16 protein-coding genes and 1 riboswitch are annotated in these 17,534 nt (G+C 73.4%); of the genes, 8 read left to right on the top strand and 8 right to left on the bottom strand.

The annotated features are described in order from the left end of the window. Positions 1-314 precede the first annotated feature (314 nt). From ABVB68_RS35950 to ABVB68_RS35915, 8 genes are all read right to left on the bottom strand, one after another. The gene (locus ABVB68_RS35950; protein WP_353605428.1) at positions 315-1,655 is read right to left on the bottom strand and encodes an NtaA/DmoA family FMN-dependent monooxygenase; all 1,341 of its coding nucleotides are present in this window, start codon (positions 1,653-1,655) and stop codon (positions 315-317) included. Positions 1,656-1,674: 19 nt separating this feature from the next. Further along, positions 1,675-2,946 carry an LLM class flavin-dependent oxidoreductase gene (locus ABVB68_RS35945; RefSeq protein ID WP_353605427.1) on the bottom strand — a complete coding sequence of 424 codons (1,272 nt, stop codon included), beginning with the start codon at positions 2,944-2,946 and terminating at the stop codon, positions 1,675-1,677. Between the two features lie 121 nt (positions 2,947-3,067). Beyond that, a complete protein-coding gene (locus tag ABVB68_RS35940; protein WP_353605426.1) occupies positions 3,068-3,205 on the bottom strand; it encodes a putative leader peptide in 138 nt (45 codons plus the stop codon). A 139-nt stretch (positions 3,206-3,344) separates the two neighbouring features. Then, positions 3,345-4,361, bottom strand: coding sequence for an ABC transporter substrate-binding protein (locus ABVB68_RS35935; protein ID WP_353605425.1), 1,017 nt, complete (start codon positions 4,359-4,361; stop codon positions 3,345-3,347). A gap of 90 nt (positions 4,362-4,451) precedes the next feature. Beyond that, entirely contained in the window at positions 4,452-5,243 is a 792-nt protein-coding gene (locus tag ABVB68_RS35930; RefSeq protein WP_353605424.1) for an amino acid ABC transporter ATP-binding protein, read from the bottom strand. Beyond that, positions 5,240-6,223 (bottom strand): amino acid ABC transporter permease, encoded by a 984-nt coding sequence (locus ABVB68_RS35925; RefSeq protein WP_353605423.1) that lies wholly within the window; start codon positions 6,221-6,223, stop codon positions 5,240-5,242. The genes ABVB68_RS35930 and ABVB68_RS35925 overlap by 4 nt, the downstream gene beginning before the upstream one ends. A 358-nt stretch (positions 6,224-6,581) precedes the next feature. After that, positions 6,582-6,691, bottom strand: a riboswitch (SAM riboswitch). Positions 6,692-6,768: 77 nt separating this feature from the next. Further along, the gene (locus ABVB68_RS35920; RefSeq protein ID WP_353605422.1) at positions 6,769-7,656 is read right to left on the bottom strand and encodes a glutathione S-transferase C-terminal domain-containing protein; all 888 of its coding nucleotides are present in this window, start codon (positions 7,654-7,656) and stop codon (positions 6,769-6,771) included. A 103-nt stretch (positions 7,657-7,759) separates the two neighbouring features. After that, positions 7,760-7,882 carry a putative leader peptide gene (locus ABVB68_RS35915; protein ID WP_353605421.1) on the bottom strand — a complete coding sequence of 41 codons (123 nt, stop codon included), beginning with the start codon at positions 7,880-7,882 and terminating at the stop codon, positions 7,760-7,762. A gap of 548 nt (positions 7,883-8,430) precedes the next feature. On the opposite strand from ABVB68_RS35915, the gene ABVB68_RS35910 reads away from it, so the two are divergent. From ABVB68_RS35910 to ABVB68_RS35875, 8 genes are all read left to right on the top strand, one after another. After that, a complete protein-coding gene (locus ABVB68_RS35910) occupies positions 8,431-9,591 on the top strand; it encodes an NAD(P)/FAD-dependent oxidoreductase (RefSeq protein WP_353605420.1) in 1,161 nt (386 codons plus the stop codon). After that, entirely contained in the window at positions 9,588-9,890 is a 303-nt protein-coding gene (locus ABVB68_RS35905) for a (2Fe-2S)-binding protein (protein WP_353605419.1), read from the top strand. Before ABVB68_RS35910 ends, ABVB68_RS35905 begins: the two co-directional genes overlap by 4 nt. Next, on the top strand, positions 9,883-11,283 hold the full coding sequence (locus tag ABVB68_RS35900) for an FAD/NAD(P)-dependent oxidoreductase (RefSeq protein ID WP_353605418.1): 1,401 nt from the start codon (positions 9,883-9,885) through the stop codon (positions 11,281-11,283). Before ABVB68_RS35905 ends, ABVB68_RS35900 begins: the two co-directional genes overlap by 8 nt. A 238-nt stretch (positions 11,284-11,521) precedes the next feature. After that, the gene (locus ABVB68_RS35895) at positions 11,522-12,418 is read left to right on the top strand and encodes a dihydrodipicolinate synthase family protein (RefSeq protein WP_353605417.1); all 897 of its coding nucleotides are present in this window, start codon (positions 11,522-11,524) and stop codon (positions 12,416-12,418) included. Positions 12,419-12,433: 15 nt separating this feature from the next. Then, positions 12,434-13,435: a proline racemase family protein gene (locus ABVB68_RS35890; protein ID WP_353605416.1), complete on the top strand. Its 1,002-nt coding sequence runs from the start codon at positions 12,434-12,436 to the stop codon at positions 13,433-13,435. A 13-nt stretch (positions 13,436-13,448) separates the two neighbouring features. Beyond that, entirely contained in the window at positions 13,449-14,144 is a 696-nt protein-coding gene (locus ABVB68_RS35885; protein ID WP_353605415.1) for a GntR family transcriptional regulator, read from the top strand. A gap of 404 nt (positions 14,145-14,548) precedes the next feature. Next, positions 14,549-15,961, top strand: a complete 1,413-nt coding sequence (locus ABVB68_RS35880; protein WP_353605414.1) for an amino acid permease — start codon at positions 14,549-14,551, stop codon at positions 15,959-15,961. A gap of 241 nt (positions 15,962-16,202) precedes the next feature. Beyond that, positions 16,203-17,441: a L,D-transpeptidase gene (locus ABVB68_RS35875; protein ID WP_353605429.1), complete on the top strand. Its 1,239-nt coding sequence runs from the start codon at positions 16,203-16,205 to the stop codon at positions 17,439-17,441. The last annotated feature ends 93 nt before the right edge of the window (positions 17,442-17,534 follow it).

Genomic DNA, 17,534 nt, shown 5'->3' with positions numbered 1-17,534 from the left:
GCTGCCGCCGCCGACCGTGATCGAGCCGGCGCCGGCAGCGGTGCGCCCCCCTGGCACCGGCTTGGCCGCGGACGGCGTCAGCGTGACGGCAGGCGTCAGCATCACGGCCGGCGTCAGCGTCACCGCCGGCCCGGCGAGCCACGGCCGGCGTCGGCGGCGCGTGTATCCCGCGACCCACGGCCCACGGTGGGGATGCGGCCGCGGCTCGCGGGGGCGAGGCGGAATCCGATCGCAGCGCGGCCGTGCCGTGGCGATCGCCGGGGCAGGCGCCGGTGAGCGCCGCCCGGCACTTCCGCCCGGGCGGCGAGAGGGCGCTACCGGGCCAGGCCCAGGTGGTCGCGCAGGGCGGTGCCCTCGTAGTCGGTGCGGAAGACGCCCCGTTCCTGCAGCAGCGGCACCACCTTGTCGGCGAACGGGTCGAGGCCGCCGGGGGTGATGTGCGGGACGAGGATGAAGCCGTCGGAGGCGTCCGCCTGCACGAAGTCGTCGATGGTCCGTGCGACGGTGTCCGGGGAGCCGACGAAGGTCTGCCGGTTGCCGGTGTTGATGACCAGGCCGCGGATGGACCACTTGTTGGCCTCGGCGAGTTGCCGCCACTCGCGGGCGACGGCCACCGGGTCCCGGTACATCCGCACCTGGGCGCGGCCCCGGGAGATGTGCTCCTCGCCCACCACCGGGTCGACGTCGGGCAGCGGCCCCTCCGGGTCGTACGCCGACAGGTCCCGGTTCCAGACGAACTCCAGGTGCTTGATGGCGGTGGCGCCGCTGACCTGCTGCCGGCGGACCTCGCGCGCCAGTTCGGCGGCCTCCTGGTCGGTGTCGCCGAGGACGAAGGTCGCGGCGGGCAGGATGAGCAGCTGGTCGGAGCGGCGGCCGTACGCGGCGAGGCGGGACTTGACGTCCTTGTAGAAGGCCTGGCCCTCCTTGAGGGTGGCGTACCGGCTGAAGATCGCGTCCGCGCCGGCGGCGGCGAACTCGCGGCCCTCGTCGGAGTCGCCCGCCTGGAAGATCACCGGGCGGCCCTGCGGTGAACGCGGGACGTTGAAGCGGCCGTGGATGTCGAAGTGCCGCCCCCGGTGCACGAACGCGCCGGCCTCGGCGTCCCGCAGGAAGGTGCCGGTGGCCTGGTCGGCGAGGACCTCGTCGCCGCGCCAGGAGTCGAACAGCTCGTTCGCGGTGGCGAGGAACTCCTTGGCGCGGGAGTAGCGCTCCTCCTGCGGCAGGAAGCCGCCGCGGCGGAAGTTCTCCCCGGTGAAGGCGTCCCAGGAGGTGACCACGTTCCAGGCGGCGCGGCCGCCGGAGAGGTGGTCGAGGCTCGCGAACTGGCGTGCCACCTCGTACGGTTCGTTGAACGTGGAGTTGATCGTGCCGGTCAGGCCGAGCCGGTCGGTGACGGCGGCCAGCGCGGCCAGCACGGTGAAGGTGTCGGGGCGGCCGACGACGTCCAGGTCGTAGATCTGCCCGCCCTGCTCCCGCAGCCGGAGTCCCTCGGCGAGGAACAGGAAGTCGAACTTGGCGCGTTCGGCGGTGCGGGCGAAGTGCGCGAAGGAATCGAACTCGATGTGGCTGCCGGCGGCCGGATCGCTCCACACGGTGGTGTTGTTGACGCCGGGGAAGTGTGCGGCCAGGTGTATCCGCTTCAGCGGCTTGCTCATGGTGATGGCTTTCTCCGGCTCAGGCGCCGGCGGTGGGCGCGGGTGTGGGTGCGGGGGCGGACACGGGCTCGGGTTCGGGTGCTGCCGGGCGCCCGGAGGAGTAGCGGCCGGCGGGGCGGCCGAGCCCGAGGTGGCCGCGCAGGGTGGCGGCCTCGTAGGCCTTACGGAAGCGGTGGCGGCGCTGCAGCTCGGGCACCAGGTCCCGGCTGACACGGGGCAGGTCGTGGCCGGCTACGGCGGGCCGCAGCCGGAAGCCGGTCAGCCCCTCCCCCGCCAGCTCCTCCAGCAGGTCGGCCAGCCGGGCCGCCGTACCGGTGAAGACGGGGGCGTCGCCCGTGTACGGCGCGCCCGCGAGCGTGTCGAGGCGCTCGCGCCGGGCGTTCGCCTCCCCCGGGGTGTCGTCGAGGAAGACGACGAGGTCACCGAAGACGTGCAGCGTCTCGTCGGCGCGGCCCGCGGTCTCCTGCTCGGCCCGGATCTCGGCGACGATCGCGCGGGCCTGCCGCGCGTCGTGCGGGGTGACGTAGCCGATGTCGGCCCGGCGGGCCACGAGCCGGTACCCGGTGCTCCGGTGGGCGAGGGCGCTGACCGGCGGCTGCCCCTGCGGGGGCCGCGGTGTGATGGAGGGGCCCTTGACGTGGAAGAAGCGGCCCTCGAAGTCGATGTAGTGCAGCTTGTCCCGGTCGACGAAGCGGCCGGTCGCCACGTCCCGGATCTCGGCGTCGTCCTCCCAGCTGTCCCAGAGCCGGCGCACGACCTCCACGTAGTCGGTGGCCTCCTCGAACAGTTCGGCGGTCACGCGTCGCCCGGCCGGGCCGTCGAGTGCGTCGATCCGCTCGACGGTGCGGGGGCCGAAGTGCGCGGCCTCGTTCGCCCGGGCGGTGACCTGCACGCGCAGGCCCGCGCGTCCGGTGCTCACGTAGTCGAGCGTGGCGATCGCCTTGGAGATGTGGAACGGCTCGGTGTGGGTGGCCACCACGGTCGGGACGAGACCTATGTGCCGGGTGAGCGGTGCCACCCGGGAGGCGATGAGGACCGCGTCGAGCCGGCCGCGGACCTGGTCGGTGCGCTCGTCGGGCTCCAGGGCGTGCGAGGACTGCGGGCCGAGGCCGTCCTCGATGGTGACGAAGTCGAGGAGGCCGTGTTCGGCCTCGGCCACCAGGTCGGCCCAGTAGCGGGCGGTGAACAGGTCCTGGGGGCGGGCGGCCGGTTCCCGCCAGGAGGCGGGATGCCAGCCGGTGCCGTCCAGGGCGACGGCGAGGTGGAGCGGGGAAGCGGGAGTCGAGGACACGTCGGTGCCTTCCTTGATGTCCGTACGAGACCACCGGCTCGCGGCGCGGGGCGTCGGCGCAGGGCGGGGCGCGGCGGCGGGAGACCCGGGCCGGGGGCCGGAGAGGGGCCGGAGAAGGAGGTCAGTGGCGACAGAGCGCGGCGGACACGCGCTGGAGGTCTATGTGCGGCCGGGAGTGCAGGCGGACGGAGCGGTACGGGTGCCGTACCGACGACGGGAGCGGTGCGCGCGGCGGGAGCCCGCGTGTCGCGTCCGTCATGCCCGTCACCTCCGTCCGTCGTGCGCGGGCGCGCCTGGCCGGCGGCCGCCCGGCGCGTCTCGTCGTTACTACAACTCCCGCCCGCGCCCGGGTGTTCCCGGCGCGCGGATCCGGGCGTGTCGTCCGCCGTCACGGGTGGTCAGGAGTTGTCCAGCGGCAGGCCGGGCGGGTTGACCTTCGACTGCGCCACACCCTCGTTGGAGAGGTTGTAGGCGGCCAGCCACTTGGCGTACTGCCCGTTGTCGATCAGGTGGTTGACGGCGTCCGCGATCGGTCCGGCCAGGCCGCTGCCCTTCTTGGCGGTGGCGGCGATCAGGCCCTGGAGCGTTCCGCCGGCGCCGGAGTAGGTGCCCGCGTTGCGGGTCGGCTCGGGCGTGTGCGCGGTCTGCCGGACGCGGTAGGCGACGCTGGGGTTGGGGCCGAAGTAGGCGTCGATCCTTCCGCTGGTCAGCGCCAGGTTGATGGAGTTCTGGTCCGGGAAGTACTTGATGTCGAGCTTCTTGCCCTCCTGGGCCAGCTTGGCCTTCCACTCCAGCAGGATCCTCTCCTGGTTGGTGCCGGAGCCCACGGAGACCGTCCTGCCCGCCAGGTTCTCGTAGTCGCCGCCGAAGTCCCAGGCGTCCTTCTTCAGCACCTCGAAGGCCAGGTTGTCCTTCCGGTAGGAGGCGAACTCGTACTTCTTCTTGCGCTCCTCCGTGTCGGTGACGTTGGAGAAGGCCACGTCGACCTTGCCGCTGTCGATGCCGACGAAGAGGTTCTCCCAGGTGGAGTTCCTGATCTCGGGCTTCAGGCCGAGCACCGCGGCCACCAGGCGTCCGAAGTCCGGTTCGGAGCCGGTGAGGGTCTTCTGGTCGCTGCCCACGTAGTTGAGCGGCGCGGAACCCGAGGGCAGGGCTCCGACGCCGATGACGAGCTTGCCGCTCCGGCGGACGGAGGCGGGCAGTTCGGCGCTGATGGACTTCACCTCGGAGACCTTCAGCTCGGTCTCCTGTGCCGCCCCGTTGGACAGCCGCCCCACGGTGACCGTGCCGGCGGCGGTGGTCTTGGCGGCGGCCTCGCCGTCACCCCCGCAGGCGGCGAGGCCGGTGGCGAGGGTGGCGGCGGCGGCCGCGGTGATGCCCCGGATCAGACGGTGCCGGGAGACGCGGGTAGGCATGGCGTGGCTGTCCTTGTCTGGGTGGTGAGGTGGTGGCGAGGAGAAATACCGGAGTGCCGAAGTGGCGTGGGTGCGACGGGAGTTCGGGGGTCACAGCACCCTGGCGAGGAAGTCCCGGGTCCGTTCGTGCCGGGGCCTGTCCAGCACCTGGCCGGGCGGCCCCTGTTCGACGATCCGGCCGTGGTCGATGAAGACGACACGGTCGGCGACCTCGCGGGCGAAGCCGATCTCGTGGGTGACGATGACGAGGGTGGTGCCGCCGGCCGCGAGGTCCTTGATGACGTTCAGGACCTCGCCGACGAGTTCGGGATCGAGTGCCGAGGTCGGCTCGTCGAAGAGGATGATCCCCGGCCGCAGGGCGAGGGCGCGGGCGATCGCCACGCGCTGCTGCTGGCCGCCGGACAGCTGCCGCGGATAGGCGTCCGCCTTCTCGCCGAGGCCCACCCGGGTGAGCAGTTCGCGCGCCAGCTCCTGGGCCGCGGGCCTGGTCGTCCGGCCGGTGGCCAGGGGGGCCGCGGCGACGTTGTCGAGAGCGGTCAGGTGCGGGAAGAGGTTGAAGTTCTGGAAGACGAAGCCGATCCGGCGGCGCTGGGCGAGGATGGCGCGCTCGCCGAGTTCCCTGAGCCGGTCCCCGTACCGCTTGACGCCGATCAGCTCGCCGCCGACGCTGACGTGGCCGGTCTCGGGTTTCTCCAGGTGGTTGACGACCCTCAGCAGCGTCGACTTGCCGGAGCCGGAGGGCCCGAGGATCACCGTGACCTCGCCGGGCCGGACGGTCAGGTCGATGCCGTCGAGGACGTGGTGGGAGCCGTACCACTTGTGGACGCCGTGCACTTCGAGCGCGGCGGCGACGGGCGTGCCGGGGGTCTGGGCGCCGGTCATACGGCGGCCTCCTTGCGCAGGCGGGCACCCAGGCCGGCCGCGGCGGCCCGGGCTCTCTGCAACGGCGTCGGCGGCAGGCCGCGGGTGGCGCCCCGCGCGTAGTACCGCTCGACGTAGTACTGGACGACGGACACGGCGCTGGTCAGGAGCAGGTACCAGGCGGTCGCCACCATCAGCAGCGGTACGACGTCCCCGGGGTAGGTGTTGCCCATCGACTGCACCACGCCGAAGAGGTCGAGCAGGGACACGTAGAACACCAGGGACGTGCTCTTGATGAGCCCGATCAGCTGGTTGACGTAGTTCGGGACGATGGACCTGAGGGCCTGCGGGAGGACGATCCGGCGGAACCGGTAACCCTTGGGCAGACCGAGCGCGGATGCCGCCTCGTGCTGCCCCTGGTCGACGGAGAGGAGGCCGCCGCGGACCACCTCCGCCGCGTAGGCCGCCTCGTTGAGGCTGAGGCCCACGACGGCGATCGTCATGTCGGTGGCGAGCCTCGACTCGTCGAAGCGCACGAAGGACGGGCCGAAGGGCACGCCCAGGCTCAACGTCCGGTACAGGGCGGAGAAGTTGTACAGGAATATCAGCACGACGATCAGCGGGGTGGAGCGGAACAGCCAGGTGTACGTCCAGCTGACCGCGCGCGGCACCGGGCTCGCGGAGAGCCGGCCGAGCGCCAGCAGGATGCCGCCGGCCAGCCCCAGCACCGCGCTCAGGGCGGCGACCTCGAGCGTGACGAGGAGGCCGTCGAGGACGGCCGGGCGCAGGAACCAGTAGCGGAACCGGTCCCACTGGTAGAAGGGGTTGGTGACCAGTCCGTGCAGGATCTGCGCGACGAGGACGAGGACGACGGCGGTGACGATCCACCGGCCGGGTCTGCGCCGCGGCCGAACTCTCCGTGCGGGCGGCGGAACCGGCGCCTCGCCGGGGTGCGAGGGCCTCTCGGCGAGGGAGAGGGCGGCGCCTGGGGATTCACTCATGGGCGGACTCCGGGCGGAATCGGGCACCCCCGGGACGGCGGCGGGCGCGCGGGCCGCGACGGCACTGGGGCACGAGACGGCGCACGGGAGACGCGGCGGAACCGGGGGCTGGGCGGGCAACGGCACATCACACGCACGGGGTACGTGCGGAACGCGCGGGCTGGGACGCTGAGGTCAGCCCCGACGGCGGGCGGAGCCCGGTGCGGTACACAGTGCGCTGCTGACGCGGACCAGATCGACGGCCCGGTCGGCGACCAGGAGCTGGGCGTACGGCGGTACGCAGCCCGGGGAACGGCGAGGGGCCGTCCTGGGAGCTGCGTACATGGCGTCACCTGTCACTGTTCCGGCCCCCGGGGGGGCCTCGCGCTTACCGAATACGTCGTCCGGTCCGGTCGTCACCTGGGGCACCCCACCGCGTGCGAGGGTTGCCGGTCAGCGAGCCAGGGCTTGGCGCTGACGCTCATGACCTTTCTGAGTGGCAAGTAAGGCAGTCGCCCGTTCGAATGTCAACGGCCGTCCGCGGAGCGGACCCTGAGGGCCGGCTCTCACCTGCGGGAAGCGTCCGGGACCTGCGCGGCGTGGGCCGCCCAGTCCAGGATCTGGACAGCCGCTCCGGCGGCCTCCAGCCCCCGGCAACTGCCGTGGTGGCGGCGGGCGATGCCGTCGAGGTCCAGGTGCCGGCCGAAGGCGGGGCGGGCGGCCAGGCGGCGGGCGTACGCCCACAGCGCGTGGTGGCCGGCGATCCGGTGCACGGCGGAGGCGTCGAGGTGGCAGCGGTGGACGGTGTCGAGCTGCACCAGGGCCACCCAGAGTTCCACGTCGGCGGCGGTCAGCCGGTCGCCGACCAGGTACTCCGCACCGCTCAGCCGCCGCTCCAGCCGGCCCAGGGTGTCGAGCAGCACGTCGAGGGCGGCGGCCCGCTCGGCGGGACCGGCGCCTGCCCGTCCGGCACGCTGGGCGGCGTCCTCGACGCCGTCGGCGCACATCCGTTCCACGGCGTCGATCACCGAGCGCGTTCCGGACGGGTACAGCGAGGACCGCCCGTCACGCGGGAAGCGGTCCAGGTCGCGCAGGATGTCCGGGGCGTGGGTGCTGACGATGCGTCCGGACCAGTCGTCGCTGAGGACGGGGGCGAGGGCCGGCCCGGTGTAGTGGTGGGCGCTCGCCTCGTACAGCGGGCGCAGCGCCGCGTGGCCACCGCCGGGACAGTCGGGCACGGCGGGCAGGAAGGTGACCGGACAACTGCCGTCCAGGCCGAGGAGGCTGTGGCCGGCGGCGAGGCGCAGGCCGTCCGGACAGGCGGTCGACAGATGGAGCCGGTAGCGGTGCGGTACGGCGTAGTGGCCGCTGCGGGCGTCCCGGCCGAGCCGGCCCCGGAAGAGGGGAGCCGTGCGGTGGACGTTCGAGTCGGCGGCGAGCGGACTGCTGGACATGCGTCTCCCCTGGGCGTGGGCGGATGAACTCCCTGACGGGCACGGCGGACGGGCGCGCCGGCCGGCGCCGTCGGGCGACGAGGGCGAGGGCGAGGGCCCGGACTCAGTACCGGCCGCTGATCGCGCTGCAGACGCGCAGCAGGTCGATGTGGCGCCGGGAGGTGAGCAGGGGCGCGCACAACGGCGTCCGGCCCGCTCGGCCGGCGACCGTCTCCGGACGCGTCATGATTCCCTACCCGTTCACTAGGATTTCCTCCCTGGAGTGTCGATCGGGCTCCGCACGCCGTCAAGGGGGCGTCCACGCCTGGGATTCGGACGCGGAGCCCCACGGCCCGGCGAGGCGACGCCGGACGAGCGGTGGGGGGACGGCGGGGGGACGCTGGACGGCCGCCGGGGGACGGCGAGGGCGACGCTGGACGGGCGCCGGGGGACGCCGGACGAGCGCCGGGGGACGGCGAGGGATGGCGAGGGCGACGCCGGACGAGCGCCGGGGAATGGCAAGGGCGCCGGACGACCGCCGGGGAATGGCGACGGGGACACCGGACGAGCGCCGGGGGGACGGCGGGGGAACGCCGGACGATGCGCGAGGACTCCTCAGGTCCTGCCGCAGGTCACCGCCGGCCGGGTCACCAGGCGCACGCCGGAGGACGTGCGAGCACTCCCCGCATCGCCCCGCGGGCCGCCACCGACCGTGCACCGGGCCGGACGGCAAGGCGAACGACGAAAGGCGACCGAGGTCTCCTCAGCGCCAGAGACATGTGACATAGTACTGGCGTGACGAAGCGGCTGACCTGCGATGTCGTGGTCGTCGGAGCCGGAATGGTGGGCGCCGCCTGTGCGCTGTACGCCGCGCGGGCCGGTCTCGACGTGAGGGTGGTGGACCGGGGACCGGTGGCCGGCGGCACCACCGGCGCGGGCGAGGGCAACCTCCTCGTCTCCGACAAGGAACCGGGCCCCGAGCTGGAACTGGCCCTCCTGTCGGCCCGGTTGTGGGCGGACCTCGCGGAGGAGCTGGGCCCGGTGATCGAGTACGAGTCCAAGGGCGGCCTCGTGGTGGCCTCGACGCCCCGCTCCCTCGCCGCGCTGACGAAGTTCGCCGCGGGGCAACGGACCGCCGGCGTCACCGCCGAGCCGGTCGGTGCGGACGAACTGCCGGGCCTCGAACCCCGCTTGTCGCCCGGCATGGCCGGCGGGGTGCGCTATCCCCAGGACGCCCAGGTGATGCCCGCGCTCGCCGCGGCCCACCTGCTGCGCGCCTGCGGTGCCCCGCTGCACACGGGCCGGACGGTGACGGGCGTGCTGCGCGCGGCGGACGGCACGGTGCGCGGCGTCCGCACCGACCGGGGCGACCTGCACGCGCCCGCGGTGGTGAACGCGGCCGGCACCTGGGGCGGTGACCTCGCGGCTCTCGCGGGCGTCCGGTTGCCGGTCCTCCCCCGGCGCGGCTTCGTGCTGGTCACCGAGCCGCTGCCGCGGATGGTCCGGCACAAGGTGTACGCGGCGGACTATGTGGCCGACGTGGCGAGCGACTCGGCCGCCCTGCGCACCTCGCCGGTCGTGGAGGGCACGGCCGCCGGGCCGGTCCTGATCGGCGCGAGCCGCGAACGGGTGGGATTCGACCGCTCGTTGTCGCTCGCGGCGGTACGGGCGCTGGCGGCCGGGGCGATCGGGCTGTTCCCGTTCCTGGAGCGGGTCCGCGCCCTGCGGACGTACGCGGGCTTTCGGCCGTACCTGCCCGACCATCTCCCGGCGATCGGCCCCGACCCGCGGGCGCCCGGGATGTTCCACGCCTGCGGGCACGAGGGGGCCGGCATCGGACTCGCCACCGGCACGGGGCGGTTGATCGCGCAGAAGCTCACCGGGAAGACGCCGGACCTGGACCTCACACCGTTCCGGCCGGAGCGGTTCGACGCGGAGGGGGGCGACACACCGTGAATCCGGAGGAGCTGGCCCGGGCCGGGCCCGGCGAGACCTGCACCGTCACCTTCGACGGCCGGCCCCTGGAGGCACTGCCGGGCCGGACCGTCGCGGCGGCCCTGTGGGCGGCGGGGGTGACGACCTGGCGCAGCACCCGCGGCGCGGGCCGTCCCCGGGGCGTCTTCTGCGGGACCGGAGTGTGTTTCGACTGTCTCGTGACGGTCAACGACCTGCCGAACCAACGCGCTTGCCTGGTACCGGTGCGGGCGGGCGATGTGATCCGCACCCAGCGCGGGACGGGCCGGTGCGATGACTGAGCGACCGCGTCTCGTCGTCGTCGGCGCGGGCCCGGCAGGACTGGCCGGGGCGCTGGCGGCGGCCGCCCGGGGCATCGGCGTGACCCTCGTCGACGCGGCCGACCAGGCGGGCGGGCAGTTCTACCGGCAGCCCGCCGCCGCCCTGGGCGCCCGCCGGCCACAGGCCCTGCACCACCAGTGGCGCGCCTGGGAGCGGCTGCGGGACGGACTGGACCGGCACCGTGCCACGGGTTCGATCACCCACCTGACCGATCATCACGTCTGGTGCGTGGAGCGGAAGCCCGGGTCCGGTGGTGTCACCGTGCACGCCTTGCACGGCCCCGCCCAGGAGGAGGGTGTGGCGGTCCGCGCCGACGCCGTGCTGCTCGCCACCGGCGGCTACGAGCGCGTCCTGCCCTTCCCGGGCTGGACGCTGCCCGGCGTCGTCACGGCGGGTGGCGCGCAGGCCATGCTGAAGGGCGGTTTGGTGCTGCCCGGCCGGACGGCCGTCGTCGCCGGGACCGGGCCGCTGCTGCTGCCCGTGGCCACGGGGCTCGCGGCGGCCGGGGCGCGCGTGGCCGCGCTGGTCGAGTCCGCCGACCCCGCGGCGGTGCCGCGCCGGATGGCGGCCCTGGCGGCGCGCCCGGACAAGCTCGCCGAGGGCGCCGGATACGCCGCCCGGCTGCTGCGCCACGGTGTACGCACGGTGCTCCGGCACACCGTGGTGGAGGCGCACGGCACCGAGCGGCTGACGGCGGTCACCGTGGCGGCGCTCGACCGGGGCGGCCGGACCGGACCCGGCGGCTCGCTCCTGATCCCGTGCGACACCCTCGCCGTCGGCCATGGCATGCTGCCGCACACCGACCTCGCCGAGACGCTCGGCTGCACCCTGTCCGGCACCGGTGTGCGGGTCGACGACGAGCAGCGCACGGACGTGCCCGGTGTGTGGGCCGCCGGGGAGACCACCGGCATCGGCGGCGCGGCCCTCGCCCTGGCCGAGGGCCACATCGCCGGCCGCTCGATCGCCGCCCGGCTGCGCGGCGCCCCCGCGGACCCGCGCCGCTGGGCGGCCGCCGCCCGGGCCAGGACCCGGCTGCGGCACTTCTACGCGGCGCTCGACGCGGTGTGCGAGCCGCCGGCCGGCTGGGCCGAACAGGTCACCGACGACACGCTGGTGTGCCGCTGCGAGGAGGTCACCGCCGGGGAGGTCCGTACGGCCGCGGGCACGCTCGGCGCCTGCGATCCGCGCTCCGTGAAGCTGCTCACCCGGGCCGGGATGGGCTGGTGCCAGGGCCGGATGTGCGCGCCCGCCGTGGCGGCCCTGACCGGCTGCCCGCCGCTTCCCGCGGGGCGCCGGCCGTTCGCCCGGCCGGTGCCGCTCGGCGTACTGGCCGCCCTGCCCGAACCGGATTGACCGACCGCTCGGGGTACCGGCCGCCCTGACCGAACCCGACTCCGACCGCACGGCGCACCGGCCGCCCTGACCGAACCCGACTGACCGACCGCACGGCATACCAGCCGCCCTGGCCGAACCCGACTCACCGACCGCACGGCGCACCGGCCGCCCTACCCGACCGGACTGACCGACCGCTCAGCTCTTCCGCGACCGTCCGGCCCAGTAATATGTCACACCCTATCGATTGGGGATCACCATGACCCTCGAGCGCTCCCGCCCCTGGCGCGGCGTCCTCGTCGCCACCGCGCTCCCCCTCCGCGACGACCTCTCGGTCGACTTCGACCGCTATGCCGAGCACTGCGCCTGGCTGGTCGGCAACGGCTGCGACGGCGTCGTACCGAACGGCTCGCTCGGCGAGTACCAGGTGCTCACCCCCGAGGAGCGCGCCCGGGTCGTGCGGACGGCCGTGGACGCCGTCGGGGGTGAGCGGGTGATGCCGGGCGTCGGCGCGTACGGCTCCGCCGAGGCCCGCCACTGGGCCGAGCAGGCGGCCGAGGCCGGCTGCGCCTCGGTGATGCTGCTGCCGCCCAACGCCTACCGCGCCGACGAGCGGTCCGTCCTCGCCCACTACGCCGAGGTCGCACGGGCCGGCCTGCCCGTGGTGGCGTACAACAACCCCGTCGACACCAAGGTCGACCTGGTGCCCGAACTCCTCGCCCGGCTGCACGGCGAGGGGCACGTCCACGGCGTCAAGGAGTTCTCCGGGGATGTCCGGCGCGCCTACCGGATCGCCGAACTCGCTCCGGACCTCGACCTGTTGGCCGGTGCGGACGACGTGCTGCTGGAGCTGGCCGTGGCCGGCGCCAAGGGCTGGGTGGCGGGCTGTCCCAACGCGCTGCCCCGGGCCTCGGCCGAGCTGTACCGTGCGGCCGTGGCCCAGGACCTCACCACCGCGCTCCCCCTCTACCGGCGACTGCACCCGCTGCTGCGCTGGGACTCACGGGTGGAGTTCGTGCAGGCGATCAAGCTGTCCATGGACGTCGTCGGGCGGCACGGCGGCCCGGTGCGCCCACCGCGCCGCCCACTGCCGTCCGGACAGGCGGCCGCGGTACGCGCGGCCACCGAGGAGGCCGTGGCCGCGGGGCTCGTCTGACCAGGAGGCCGGAGCATGCGCAGCAAGCTCGTCCTGCACGCCGTCGACTCGCACACCGAGGGCATGCCGACCCGCGTCGTCACCGGCGGGATCGGCCCGGTACCGGGCGCCTCGATGAACGAGCGGCGGCTGTACTTCCGTGAACACCGCGACCACGTCAAGCGGTTGCTGATGAACGAGCCGCGCGGCCACTCCGCGATGAGCGGCGCGGTCCTGCAGCCGCCGAGCCGCCCCGACTGCGACTGGGGTGTCATCTACATCGAGGTCTCCGGATACCTGCCGATGTGCGGGCACGGCACGATCGGGGTCGCCACCGTGCTGGTCGAGACCGGCATGGTGGAGGTCGTGGAGCCGGTGACGACGATCCGGCTCGACACCCCGGCCGGTGTGGTGGTCGCCGAGGTGGCCGTGGAGAACGGCGCCGCGCGGAACGTGACCCTCAGAAACGTCCCGTCGTTCGCCGTCGCCCTCGACCGCACGATCACCCTCCCCGGGGGCCGTACGGTGACGTACGACCTCGCCTACGGGGGCAACTTCTACGCTATCCTCCCCCTCGACGCCCTCGGCCTGCCCTTCGAACGCTCGCGCAAGGACGACATCCTCGCGGCCGGCCTGGCCCTCATGCGGGCGATCGACGCGGAGTCGGAGCCGGTGCACCCCGAGGACCCGTCGATCCGCGGCTGCCACCACGTCCACCTCTACGCGCCCGGTGCCACCGCCCGGCACTCCCGGCACGCGATGGTCATCCATCCGGGCTGGTTCGACCGGTCCCCGTGCGGCACGGGAACGAGCGCGCGCATGGCGCAGCTGCACGCGCGCGGCGAACTCCCGTTGCACACCGGGTTCGTGAACGAGTCCTTCATCGGCACCCGGTTCACCGGGCGGCTGCTCGGGACGACGGAGGTCGCCGGCGTCCCGGCGGTGCTGCCCGAGTTCACCGGCCGGGCGTGGATCACCGGGACCGCGCAGTACCTGCTGGACCCGACCGATCCGTTCCCCGAAGGATTCGTCCTCTAGACTCCTGCCGGTGATGCGTGACATGGCACAGACCCCGCAGGGCGGCGGCGCCCCCTCCCTCCCCCGGCTGGGCGGCCGCCGGAGCAGCTTCCGCGAGCGGGTGGCCGACGCGCTGCGCGCCGCGCTGATCGCGGGCGAGCTGCGGCCCGGGGAGGTCTACTCGGCGCCGTCGCTCGCGGCGCGCTTCGGGGTGTCGGCGACGCCCGTGCGGGAGGCGATGCTGGACCTGGCCAAGGAGGGGCTGGTCGACACGGTGCCCAACAAGGGCTTCCGGGTCACCGCGGTCTCCGACCGGCAGCTGGACGAGTACACGCACATCCGCGCGCTCGTCGAGATCCCCACCGTGACCGGCCTGGCCCGCACGGCCGACCGTGTCTCGCTGGAGGCGCTGCGGCCGGCGGCCCGCGAGATCGTCACCGCCGCGGTGGCGGGTGACCTCATCGCCTATGTCGAGGCCGACACCCGCTTCCATCTCGGCCTGCTGGCCCTCGCGGGCAACGCGCACCTGGTGGAGGTGGTTGCCGACCTGCGCAAACGCTCCCGCCTCTACGGGCTCACCGCGCTGGTGGAGGCGGGCCGGCTGCTGGCCTCCGCCCAGGAGCACCTGGAGCTCCTCGACGCCCTGCTGACGGGCGACGAGAGGGCCGTACGGGAGATCATGACCCGGCACCTGGGGCACGTCCGCGGCCTGTGGGCCACGGCGGACTGACCGCGGACACCCGGCCCCGCGCACCCGCCCTCTCCACCTGCCTCAGTACGCTCACCTCACTCCTGCGATCCAGGCGCGATCCAGGCAAGCAGTGCAACTCCAAGCACCCCTGTCACTAGCTGCACTACCTGCACCAGGTGCACAAGATGCACTCCCTGCACTCCCTGCACTCCCTGCACTCCCTGCACTTCAGCATCTGGCCCGTTTCCGCAGGCACCAGCCCCCTCACTCCCGCCCAGACAGGACATCCATCGGCGCGGAGGCCGCCACACGGCGCTTTTTTCACGACCGGGTGGGCCTGACGGGACAAGGAGCGGCGATTTTGAGCCGACTCCAAGGATCCCGGACCATGGAACGGCCCCGGCGATCCCGGGCACGTCAATTCCATGAGAGGCGCACCACCCATGCACAGCACCGGAACCGTCCCCCAGTCGGCTCCGGCCCCGGCGGAGAGCGGCACGGCCCCCGTCGAGGACCCGCACGGCGACACCGGCAGGCACGCCCGCCGGTTCGGCCTTCCCGTGGCCACCGCTCTGGTCATGGGCAACATCATCGGCGGCGGCATCTTCCTGCTCCCCGCCTCCATCGCCCCCTACGGCACGGTCAGCCTGGTCGCCTTCGGCGTCCTGACCGTCGGCGCCATCGCCCTGGCCCTGGTCTTCGGCCGGCTCGCGGCGCGCGACCCCCGTACCGGCGGCCCGTACGTCTACGCCCGCGAGGCCTTCGGCGACTTCGCCGGTTTCCTCGCCGCCTGGGCGTACTGGATCACCACCTGGGTGTCGAACGCCGCGCTCGCCGTGGCCGCCGTGGGCTATCTCGACGTCCTGATCCCGGTCAGCGGCCACCGCTGGACCGCGTGCCTCGCGGCCCTGGCGCTGCAATGGCTGCCCGCACTGGCCAACTTCGCCGGTACCCGCTACGTGGGCGCCGTCCAGCTGGTCTCCACGGTGCTGAAGTTCGTACCGCTGCTGCTCGTCGCGGTGGGCGGCCTGTTCTTCTTCGACCCGTCCCGCCTCGGGCCCTTCAACTCCAGTGGCCACGGCGCGGTCGGCGCGGTGTCCGCCGCGGCGGCCCTGCTGCTCTTCTCCTACCTCGGGGTGGAGTCGGCCGCCGTGAGCGCGGGGGAGGTCAGGGACGCCCGCCGCAACGTGGGGCGGGCCACCGTCATCGGCACCGCGGGCGCGGCGCTCGTCTACCTGCTGGGCACGCTGTCCGTCTTCGGGACCGTCGCGCACAACCGCCTGGTCACCTCCACGGCGCCGTTCTCGGACGCCGTGGACTCGATGTTCGGCGGCCGCTGGGGCGGCACGGCGGTGGCGCTGGCCGCGCTGGTGTCGATGACCGGCTGCCTCAACGGCTGGACACTGCTGAGCGCCCAGACCCCGTACGCCGCGGCGAAGGACGGCCTGTTCCCGGCGGCCTTCGCGCGCCGCCGCCGGGGCGTGCCGACCTTCGGGGTCGGCGTGACCGTCGTACTGTCCTCGCTGCTCACCGCGTACAACTACCTGTCCGGCTCGGGAAAGGTCTTCGAGGTACTGGTGCTCGTCACCACGTTCACCGCGACCGTGCCGTACCTGCTGGCCACGGCCGCCCAGCTCTTCCACCTGATCGCGGGGCGCGGGCCGGTCGACCGGGCGCGGCTGGTGCGGGACTCGGTGGTCACCGCGGTGGCGGCCGGCTTCTCGGTCTGGCTGATGGCGGGCGCCGGTTACGCGGCGGTGTACCAGGGCGTGCTGTTCCTCTTCGTCGGCATCCTGGTGTACGCGGTGATGGCGGCGCTGCGGCAGCGCCGCGAGGCGGAGGCGCACCGCTCCTGACCCCGGCCGGCAGCGCCGCGAGGCGCAGGCGCACCGCTCCTGACCCCGGTCGGGCAGGGCCTCGGCGGTGCGCTCGACAGCGCGTGGGCTTCACCACAGTTTGCCCGTTTCCGGACAGATAGGCCCATATAAGTAGTTTCATGGATAGCCGCACCCCTTGGCATCCGGCTCCTGGGGTCCCCCTCCGACAGTGACACGGGAGAGACGTTTGACTACGGCACGTAAGGGACGCACCCGGCTGATGGCTGCTGTCGCCGTCCTCTCCGGAGTGCTCTCGCTCACGGCCCTCGGCGGTACCAGCAACGCCGCTTCCGGCGGCAACGACGCCGGGAGTCACCCGACGTCGCAGGCGCCGGTGCCGGTGCAGGCGCCGGTGCCGGCGCCTTCGGACCAGGCGGCCGCCCAGGACGCCTCCGACGCCCGAATAGCGATCACGCCCGGCCAGGGTGCCTACGGCGTGGGGATCGACGGCCCCGTCAAGGTCGCCGTCGCCAACGGCAGGCTCACCAAGGTGACCATGACCGACGTCGCGACCGGTACCGAGGTTCCGGGCACCCTGTCCGCCGACGGCACGTCCTGGAAGCCGGACGGCCGGCTGGAGCAGGCCACCAAGTACCAGATCACCGCCGAGGCCGCCGACGCCAAGGGCCGCTCCGCCACCGGGAGCGCCACGATCAGCACGGTCTCCCCGGCGAACGACTTCGTCGGGCACCTCTCCCCCGAGAACGGCTCGACCGTCGGCGTGGGCATGCCGGTGACGGTCGACTTCGGCAAGGCGATCGGCGACAAGGCCGCCGTGGAGTCGAAGATCCAGGTCAGCTCCAGCAGCGGCCAGCAGGCCGTCGGCCACTGGTTCAACGGCAACCGCCTGGACTTCCGCCCCGAGAGCTACTGGACGCCCGGGTCCACCGTCACCGTCAGGCTCGACCTCGACGGCGTCCAGAAGACGGTCACGTTCAAGATCGGCCGCAGCCAGATCAGCACCGTGGACGCCAAGACGAAGCAGATGACCGTCGTACGGGACGGCAGGACGATCAGGACCATCCCGATCTCGTCCGGCAGCGCCGAGCACCCGACGTACAACGGCCAGATGGTCATCTCGGAGAAGTTCCGGCACGTCCACATGAACGGTGCGACCGTCGGCCTCACGGAAAAGGACGGCAAGCCCTCCTACGACATCGAGGCCGTACCGCACGCCATGCGCCTGACCGCCTCGGGCACCTTCGTCCACGGCAACTACTGGGGTTCCGACGCCGTCTTCGGCAAGGTCAACACCAGCCACGGCTGCGTGGGCCTGAAGGACGTCAGGGACGGCGGTGACGGCAGGCAGCCCGCCGCGTGGTTCTTCGACAACTCGATGATCGGTGACGTCGTGATCGTCAAGAACTCCCCGGACAAGACCGTGCTGGCCCCGGACAACGGCCTCAGCGACTGGAACATGCCGTGGAGCGAGTGGGTCGCGGGCAGCGCGACCCACTGACGCCACACACTCCCCGATCACCTGATACCGAATTCCTGACGCCGCGGGCGGGGGGGGGGGGCCGGGGGGGGCCCGCGCCGGGAGAAAAAACAA

The organism is Streptomyces sp. NPDC096012 (assembly GCF_040426375.1).
In the GTDB taxonomy this organism is placed as follows: domain Bacteria; phylum Actinomycetota; class Actinomycetes; order Streptomycetales; family Streptomycetaceae; genus Streptomyces.
The sequence above is the reverse complement of the archived record's forward strand: the minus strand, read 5'-3'. Positions and strand labels throughout refer to the sequence as shown.

Bases quoted from the DNA above. Each gene is read 5' to 3' on its own strand.
- ABVB68_RS35935 (WP_353605425.1), bottom strand. From the start codon at position 4,361: ATGCCTACCCGCGTCTCCCGGCACCGTCTGATCCGGGGCATCACCGCG.
- ABVB68_RS35915 (WP_353605421.1), bottom strand. From the start codon at position 7,882: ATGACGCGTCCGGAGACGGTCGCCGGCCGAGCGGGCCGGACGCCGTTG.
- ABVB68_RS35925 (WP_353605423.1), bottom strand. From the start codon at position 6,223: ATGAGTGAATCCCCAGGCGCCGCCCTCTCCCTCGCCGAGAGGCCCTCG.
- ABVB68_RS35940 (WP_353605426.1), bottom strand. From the start codon at position 3,205: ATGACGGACGCGACACGCGGGCTCCCGCCGCGCGCACCGCTCCCGTCG.
- ABVB68_RS35875 (WP_353605429.1), top strand. From the start codon at position 16,203: ATGGCTGCTGTCGCCGTCCTCTCCGGAGTGCTCTCGCTCACGGCCCTC.
- ABVB68_RS35890 (WP_353605416.1), top strand. From the start codon at position 12,434: ATGCGCAGCAAGCTCGTCCTGCACGCCGTCGACTCGCACACCGAGGGC.
- ABVB68_RS35900 (WP_353605418.1), top strand. From the start codon at position 9,883: ATGACTGAGCGACCGCGTCTCGTCGTCGTCGGCGCGGGCCCGGCAGGA.
- ABVB68_RS35930 (WP_353605424.1), bottom strand. From the start codon at position 5,243: ATGACCGGCGCCCAGACCCCCGGCACGCCCGTCGCCGCCGCGCTCGAA.
- ABVB68_RS35885 (WP_353605415.1), top strand. From the start codon at position 13,449: ATGCGTGACATGGCACAGACCCCGCAGGGCGGCGGCGCCCCCTCCCTC.
- ABVB68_RS35880 (WP_353605414.1), top strand. From the start codon at position 14,549: ATGCACAGCACCGGAACCGTCCCCCAGTCGGCTCCGGCCCCGGCGGAG.
- ABVB68_RS35895 (WP_353605417.1), top strand. From the start codon at position 11,522: ATGACCCTCGAGCGCTCCCGCCCCTGGCGCGGCGTCCTCGTCGCCACC.
- ABVB68_RS35950 (WP_353605428.1), bottom strand. From the start codon at position 1,655: ATGAGCAAGCCGCTGAAGCGGATACACCTGGCCGCACACTTCCCCGGC.
- ABVB68_RS35920 (WP_353605422.1), bottom strand. From the start codon at position 7,656: ATGTCCAGCAGTCCGCTCGCCGCCGACTCGAACGTCCACCGCACGGCT.